Here is a 6,071-nt window from a genome sequence, read left to right on the forward strand (position 1 = left end):
TATTAAAGACGCATAGGCATGATGACAGCAAGATAATCATCATCATCAAAACATTTTATTAATCCGGGTGATAAATTATCTTTGATATTTATTTGAATTTTTTCTGACTCCTGAGTTTGTAGAACATCGATGATGTATCGAGCATTGTAACCTATAGTTAATTCAGGGCCGTTATAATCGATATCAACTTCTTCATGGGCTTCACCATAATCTGAATTCGAAGAAGAAATTTCCATTAAATTTTCTTTTAAGTTTATTTTTATACCCTTAGATTTTTCGTTAGATAAGATCGATATTCTTTTAAGGGAATGGAATAGTGAATTTCTGTTTATTGTAACAATTAAATTGTTATTCAATGGTACTACTCTTTTATAATCAGGAAATTCTCCATCAACTAATCGCATTATTATAAAGATATTTTCTTTCTTAATTACAGCATTATTATCCATAAAACCTATTTTTAAATCAGACTCTCCATCTTCTGCAATTTTTTTTAATTCATAAATTCCTTTTTTAGGGAAAATTACACCTTTATCTAATTCTTTTATTTGATTATTTTGAATGTTTTTTTTGATCATAGATAATCTATGACCATCGGTTGCTATTAGTGATAACAGTTTTTCTCCTTTGTCTGTATCCTCTGACTTGAAAAAAATTCCATTAAGATTGTATTTAGTTTCATCTGTAGATATTGAAAAATATGTTTTATCTATCATTTCTTTTATAAGACTACTTTTTATATTTATGAATTGATCATTTTCTGGTTCAGGAAAATAGGGAAATTCATCTGCGGCTAATCCAACAATTTTAAATATGGACTTATCACATTTTATTTCTATCCAACTATTTTCTTTTACTTTAAAAGTAACATTTTTATCTGGTAGTTCTTTTGTTATTTCATATAGTTTTTTCGCTGATATTGTAATTTTACCATTTTTTTTAATATTAGCAGGATAAAAAGCTTTTATTCCTACTTCAAGATCTGTTGCAGTTAAATATATACCGTTTAGATTTGTTTCAATTAATACATTTGAGAGAATAGGAATGGTATTTTTTTTTTCTACTATCCCCTGAATTTTAGATAATCCTTTATAAAAAACTTCTTTTTCTATTGTAAATTCCATTTTTTCTCCTATCACAGACATTATTACTATATGTTTTAATAATCTTATAAGTACATAATAGTAGATGCTTGTGGATTACTTGATAATTTAAATTATATTATTTATTTCAGTATGTTAACTTGTTTATAAAAAATCTTATAGATAAAATTTTTTCTAGCAGATTTGTGGATAAAACTAAAATTTCCACTTATTCACTGTTTTATCAACAGCTTTTTCTCATTTTTATTGACTTAAAGAATTTTTAAGATTTTCAATTGTTATTTTTAATTGGTAGTCTTCTTCGATCTGTTTTTCTATTTTTTTTATAGCGTGGATGATGGTTGAATGATCTTTTCCGCCAAATCGGTCGCCTATTTCTGGATAGGAATAGGAGGTGAGTTGACGTGAAATATACATGGCAATTTGACGAGGAATTACTAAAGCTTTTAAACGTTTTGCAGATTTTAAATCTGATACTTTCACTGAAAAATAAGCTGCAACATTTTTCTGTATTTCTTCGATGGTAATTTCTTTATTTTTTTCGATAAGGATATTTTTAAGAATTTCTTTGGCCATATTCAGATTTATTGGTGTCGATGTCAGACTTGCATAAGCACCGATTCTGATCAGATAACCCTCTAGTTCGCGAACATTACTGCTAATCGAATTGGCAAGAAAAAGGGTAACGTCTTCTGGCAAAAATATACCGTTCTGATCGGCTTTCATCTTTAGAATTGCCTGTTTGGTTTCTATATCCGGTGGTTGAATGTCGGCAATCAAACCCCATTCGAATCTTGAGCGCAACCGCTCTTCCAAACCTGGTATATCTTTTGGAAATTTATCTGAGGTAACGACTATTTGTTTATGTGATTCGTAAAGAGCATTAAAGGTATGAAAAAATTCTTCCTGAGTTCTTTCTTTACCAGCTATAAATTGGACATCATCGATTAATAAAACATCCATTGAACGAAATTTATGGCGAAATTCATCCATTTTCGCGTAGCGTAAACAGTTAATAAGTTCATTCATGAATTTTTCAGATGAATAATAACAAACTTTCAGATTTTTGTTTTTATTTATTATTTCATTTCCGATAGCATTAATAATATGAGTTTTTCCTAAACCAACACCACCATAGATGAAAAGTGGATTATAGGTTGTAGCGGGATTGTTAGCCACTGCCATTGCTGCTGCGTAGGCAAACTGATTTGAAGAACCCGGAACAAAATCTGTAAATGTATATTTATCGTTCAAATAAAGACATGAGTTGTTTTTTTTAACTTCCAGAATAAATTGTTCGGTGTTTTCCTTTAGGGGAAAGGATACGTTTTTTTCTGAGTTAGTATCTAAATTGGTATTTTTTGTTGTAGAAATTTCTAATTTTAAGTGGTATTTTTCGCCAATGATTTGGTTGAGAGTTTTTTCAATCAATTCTTGATAATTTTCATTAATCCAATCTCGGACAAACCTATTGGGTACTTCAAGATGTATTAGGTTATTCGTTATTTCTTTTAAACGAATAGGTCTGATCCACGTTGAAAAATTTTGTTTGGATAATTTTTTTTCAAGTGTCGACAGGCAATCTTGCCAGTATTTGTTCTTTGACATGATTTCTTTTCTAAAAAATATCCACAGAATTATTCACATCTGTTGATATATATTTTTTCTTTTTAAAAACAATAATTTACATATATTACGATTGTTTTTACGAGGCTCTCAAATTAGCAGAGAGTCGCTTTTTTTGCAACATCATTTTTGTTCAGGCCCCCTCTTTCCCCAGCAGAAGAATACTCCTTCCCTAATCTTCTTAATCTCCTAGTTTTTTATTTTCTTGACTTTCTTTTCCTTCTATGTTTAATAATTCGCCTCTTGTGGAATACATCAGCAATCAAGGAGTATTTGTATGAAACGCACATACCAACCTAGCAATGTAAAAAGAAAACGTACTCATGGTTTCCGTAAGCGCATGCAGACTGCTAATGGACGTATCGTACTTAAGCGTCGTCGTGCCAAGGGTCGCAAGCGCCTAGTTGTCGACATACCCATCAAGTAAATTTCTGGGAAACTAAAATTGACTTTTTTGACTTTTCCCTTTTCGCACCGATTGACTCGGCGGCGGGAATTCAACGATGCCTGGAATCGAGGGAAAAAATATCATACGGATCATTTCATCATTATTATCAGGGACAATATGGTCGGCCCCACCAGGCTAGGTATTACTGTTAGCCGCAAAATTGGTGGGGCCGTTCAACGTAATCGGGTTAAACGTTTGTTGCGGGAAGTTTTTCGAATACATTATTTATCTATCAAACCTTGTGTGAATATTTCCATCATTGCGAAAAAAGAGTCACCTTCTCTCAGTTATGGTCAAGTATTGTCAGAAATAAAATATCTGCTGACGAGTTGATATGCCGGATATTTCATGTTCAAAAAAATTTTCCTCATACTGATAATTTTCTATCGTCGCTTTGTTTCTCCCTTCAAGGCCCCTACCTGTCGTTTTTATCCAAGCTGTTCTGATTACGCTTACCAAGCTATTCAAAAATATGGTTTATGTAAAGGTCTGAGTCTATCTTTCCGGCGCATATGTCGTTGTCATCCATATAACCCTGGTGGTTATGATCCCGTTGAGTAATATTACTCTTCCTTGTGGAGTTCTGTCATGGAAAATAAAAATACAGTTATTGCATTGATGCTGATGCTTGCCGTCTGGTTTGGCTTCAGTTTTTTTATGACTCCGACTCCATCTGTAAATAATGTCGCTTTGGAAACTTCTACTATCCATAAAGTGGAAGTAGATCAACCTGCAAGCCTCGAATTTACACCGTCTGTCCCTGTTGAATCCGTGATTCCGATGTCTCCCGAATCTATTGGTTTTCGTGAAATTGTCGTAGAAAATGATTTATTTAAAGCAGTTTTTTCGTCTCGTGGAGCTTCTTTGATCTCTTTTGTTACTAAGGAATTTAGACAAAAGAGCGCGTTTGATGCTCCCCTAGTTACTTTGGTTGACAATACTCCAAACCTGGTTTCTTCAGGTATGGAAGATTTTGGTTTTTCTGAAGATTTGCTTTTTTATGTCGATGCATCTACTGACCAACTGGAACTTGCAGGTGACGAACAAGGTCGTATCCGATTTTTTCATCAACGTGCTGATGGTCTTCGCATCGAAAAAATCTATTCTTTTTATGGTAATCGATATCCTTTTCAGCTCGAATTTATTTTTTCCAATAATTCTTCCCAAGTTGTCAAAGGACGTCACTGTCTTGGCCTCGTCACTCCTTGGAGTAAAGAACACAAGCCGGATAGTTTTACTTTCGTCGGTCCAGTCACTCTTGTTGGTGAAGATATTCAGAAGGATGATCCTGAGGATCTAATCACGGAGTCTCGCCATTATTCTGATGGATTAAAGTGGAGTGCTTTTGAGAGTAAATATTTTATTCAGGCGGTCATTCCTCTTTCTGCATCTATTGACAAGGTTCATGTAGATCATGTTTCCGGAAATGTACGTAATATTCTTGAATCCAAGGTGGCTGAAGTTCCTGTAGGACAGTCTTATCGACAGGAGTTTCTCCTCTATTTCGGACCTCGGGATATTCATATACTTAAAGATGTCAATTATGATTTAGTTAAGGCCATAGATTTTGGTTTCTTTACTCCCATTTCTAAACCTCTACTTTATGTTCTGAAGTTTTTCCATTCCTTCTTAGGAAACTATGGTTTTGCTATTATTCTTTTAACGGTTATCATTAAATTGCTTTTCTGGCCCTTGACGCATAAATCCTATGCATCGATGAAGGATATGCAGAAATTGCAGCCGGAAATGCAAAAAATTCGTGCTAAGTTCAAAAATGATCGTGAACGTCAGAATCGTGAATTGATGGAACTTTATAAAACACACCGTGTTAATCCTCTGGGCGGATGTTTGCCGATGTTAGTGCAGATTCCAGTTTTCTTTGCTCTTTATAAGGTTCTAATGGATGCAATCGAATTGCGTCAGGCGCCTTTTCTTCTTTGGATCAGTGATCTATCGCTGAAGGATCCTTATTATGTGACGCCATTAATTATGGGTGCTACCATGTTTATTCAGCAAAAGTTGACGCCCAGTACCATGGATCCGACTCAGGCTCGAATTTTTATGCTCATGCCGGTTATTTTCACTTTTCTATTCCTTAATTTTCCTTCCGGGTTGGTCCTTTACTGGTTGGTGAATAACCTGCTGACGATTCTTCAGCAGTATATCATTCATAAAAAACCTGCCGCTTAGTTTGTCCGGTCATAATCTAAAAGCCTAAGGCCCGGAATATCCGGGCCTTAGGCTTTATGGTCCTATAATTTTTTCGGTTCTTCCGCTGAATTTGTGGGTAGATTCTAGGAAATGGCAACTTGAGCAGCTACCGGGGCAACAAAAAAAGAGCATCCCGTCTTCAAATCCGGCAGTATGGGTTTCGACCAAGAAAACCAGCGCTGGAAAAGGAGAACGGGATGCTGCTCAAGTTATACTGAATCGGATTCAATTGCATCATGGCTTTGTGTACGGTCCCATCTGTTTGGTTGAAAAGGCAAAGGGGTTACTCCTTGAAATCTGGATTCGACCTCGCCAGGGAAGCCGTCCTCTTTGTTCGGTTTGCGGCAATCCCGGCCCCGGTTACGAGACCTTGCCGGTCAGGCGTTTTGAGTTTGTTCCGTTATGGGGCATCTCCGTATTCTTCCTGTATGCCCTGCGGCGGGTCGACTGCCCGGCCTGCGGTGTCAAGGTGGAACGGGTTCCATGGGCTGAAGGGAAAAACCACCTGACCACGACCTATGCCTGGTTTCTTGCCAAATGGGCCAAGCGGCTCTCCTGGAAAGAGACGGCCGAGGCCTTTCAGACCTCTTGGGACAACGTCTTTCGCTCGGTAAAGATGGCTGTTGCCTGGGGTCTGGCCAACCGGAATCTGGACGATATAACAGCCATCGGCATCGACGAAA

The 6,071-nt window shown here is 36.1% G+C and carries 6 protein-coding genes and 1 pseudogene; 5 read left to right on the forward strand and 2 right to left on the reverse strand.

Annotation, left to right across the window (positions count from 1 at the left end):
- Positions 1-2: 2 nt before the first annotated feature.
- Both dnaN and dnaA read right to left on the reverse strand, forming a co-directional pair.
- Positions 3-1,124 (reverse strand): DNA polymerase III subunit beta, encoded by a 1,122-nt coding sequence (gene dnaN, locus RBR25_RS14320; protein ID WP_432820234.1) that lies wholly within the window; start codon positions 1,122-1,124, stop codon positions 3-5.
- A gap of 222 nt (positions 1,125-1,346) precedes the next feature.
- On the reverse strand, positions 1,347-2,711 hold the full coding sequence (gene dnaA / locus RBR25_RS14325) for a chromosomal replication initiator protein DnaA (RefSeq protein WP_432820235.1): 1,365 nt from the start codon (positions 2,709-2,711) through the stop codon (positions 1,347-1,349).
- A gap of 295 nt (positions 2,712-3,006) precedes the next feature.
- Between dnaA and rpmH the strand changes: the two genes are divergently transcribed.
- From rpmH to RBR25_RS14350, 5 genes and pseudogenes are all read left to right on the forward strand, one after another.
- A complete protein-coding gene (gene rpmH, locus RBR25_RS14330) occupies positions 3,007-3,156 on the forward strand; it encodes a 50S ribosomal protein L34 (protein WP_432820236.1) in 150 nt (49 codons plus the stop codon).
- A gap of 27 nt (positions 3,157-3,183) precedes the next feature.
- Positions 3,184-3,510, forward strand: coding sequence for a ribonuclease P protein component (gene rnpA / locus RBR25_RS14335; protein ID WP_432820240.1), 327 nt, complete (start codon positions 3,184-3,186; stop codon positions 3,508-3,510).
- Between the two features lie 15 nt (positions 3,511-3,525).
- Complete coding sequence (gene yidD / locus RBR25_RS14340; RefSeq protein ID WP_432820237.1) at positions 3,526-3,738, forward strand: membrane protein insertion efficiency factor YidD; 213 nt, start codon at positions 3,526-3,528, stop codon at positions 3,736-3,738.
- Positions 3,739-3,765: 27 nt separating this feature from the next.
- On the forward strand, positions 3,766-5,367 hold the full coding sequence (gene yidC / locus RBR25_RS14345) for a membrane protein insertase YidC (protein WP_432820238.1): 1,602 nt from the start codon (positions 3,766-3,768) through the stop codon (positions 5,365-5,367).
- A 265-nt stretch (positions 5,368-5,632) separates the two neighbouring features.
- Positions 5,633-6,071: pseudogene (locus tag RBR25_RS14350) on the forward strand (ISL3 family transposase); the annotation flags it as partial.

Source organism: Trichloromonas sp. (assembly GCF_034006665.1).
Classification (GTDB): domain Bacteria; phylum Desulfobacterota; class Desulfuromonadia; order Desulfuromonadales; family Trichloromonadaceae; genus Trichloromonas.